Here is a 1,657-nt window from a genome sequence, read left to right on the forward strand (position 1 = left end):
CTCACTACCTGGATCTGCTTCCTCCGGAACCTGTCGTCCCAGTATCAGGCTGTCCAGGCTGAGGGTGGAACTTCAGGGTCCGCAACCGCATCAAGCGCGGATCGCGTGGCGGGCGGCCGCCGAAGTTCGACAAGGACGACTACAAGCAGCGGCACGCGGTCGAGAGACGAGCAAGCCGCAGTGCTGTCATAGCTGCGGTTCGGCATCATCGTCTCGGGTTCCTTCCTCATCCGGGATTATCGCCGCCTGCTGGTGGTCGAGCCAGGCCTGCCGTGGGCCGTGGCCGCGGGACTGCCGGTGGAGTCGGCGGAGCCGTTCGACCTCTGCGGGGCCGGCCTGGACGACCCAGGACCGGCGGGAATCGTGTTGCTGGTGGGCGGTGACCCAGCCTCGCTTGATCCACCCGAAGAGGGTCACGCGGGGCACGCCGATCTCGCGGGCGAGATCGGTCAGCCACCACTGGTGCGGGCCGAGTGAGGGTGCATCCCGGCGGAGGGCCTGTTCCTGCCGGCTGACGCAGCCCAGCTCCTGCAGCAGCCTGCGCACGCCCTGGGTGCCGAAGTCTTCGCGGCGCTTGGGCGGGCGGAAGCCCTCGGCGTTCAGGACCTTCGCGATGGCCGGGGCACAGTGCCCGGCCGCAGCCAGTGCACGGGCCCGTGCGGCCAGTTGGGGATAGTAGCTGAGCTGGTCCAGGCGGGCGACCGGACGGGCGAGTTCGCCCCTCGTGCGGTACCCGCCGGCCCAGGTCACCTGGACGGTGACGCGCTCACTGTCGCCGATGACGGTGAGGTGGACCTTCTCGACCAGGTGCCGGATCAGCTGCTTGCGATCCGCGTCGGTGGTGGTGGGCGCCCGCCACAGGGCGGGGAGGTCGGCGGCCAGAGTCCGGATCCGGTCGCGCTCGGCGGCGGCGAGGAGGCGGGGCCGGGTTGCGGCGAAGCGGTCGTATGCCTCGCCCAGGCGCTGCCGCTCGGCCAGCGCACGCTCCCAGTCCTTCTCCAACTCCCGGACCACCAGGCGGTTCTCGGGCTCGGCCAGCTGGTACTGGCGCCGGGCCCGGCCCGCGGCATAGTCCGCCCGCTCCAGGCGCTGGCGCCAGATCCGGTCCACCTCACCCCGGCGGGCCTGGGCCTGCTCGGCGGCCTGCAGCGAGACCTCCAGCGCGGCCGGTGCCATCGCGGCCAGCAGCAGGCCGGCCACATAGCGGTCGACGCAGGTCCCGGACAGCTGCTGGCACAGCTCGTCGCCGGGCCGGGGTCGCCGGCGGCGCAGCGCGCCGGCGTAGACCTGCCCGAACTTCGCGCACCAGCGGCGGACGGTCTCGTGGGAGACGAGCACGCCGCGCTCGAGCATCAGCTCCTCGACCTCGCGGAAGCTGAGCGGGAAGCGGAGGTACCGCCAGACGCAGTGGGAGATGATCTCCACCGGGTACCGGTGGCCCTTGTACGACGGCGACACGGAGGACACGAACGAACCCCTCCCCGGCACGACCAACTCCAAGATCATCCCAGGTCGGTCAGCCAACGTGACAACGCCTCTCTGAATGCCTCAGGTCCCGTCCCACTTCTTCCGCAGCACATCCTCCGGTGTCGGCGTACGGGCTCTGGTGCAGAGGTGCGTACGGGTTGATCTGCAGAGGTGCTCCGGCGTGTCTGGC

General features: G+C 70.8%; 1 pseudogene. It reads right to left on the minus strand.

Annotated elements, in window-relative coordinates:
- Window positions 1–1,254: 1,254 nt before the first annotated feature.
- A pseudogene (locus JL475_RS38955) lies at window positions 1,255–1,467 on the minus strand (IS6 family transposase); the annotation flags it as partial.
- Window positions 1,468–1,657 lie beyond the last annotated feature (190 nt).

This window comes from Streptomyces sp. M2CJ-2, assembly GCF_016757295.1.
Taxonomy (GTDB): Bacteria; Actinomycetota; Actinomycetes; order Streptomycetales; family Streptomycetaceae; genus Streptomyces.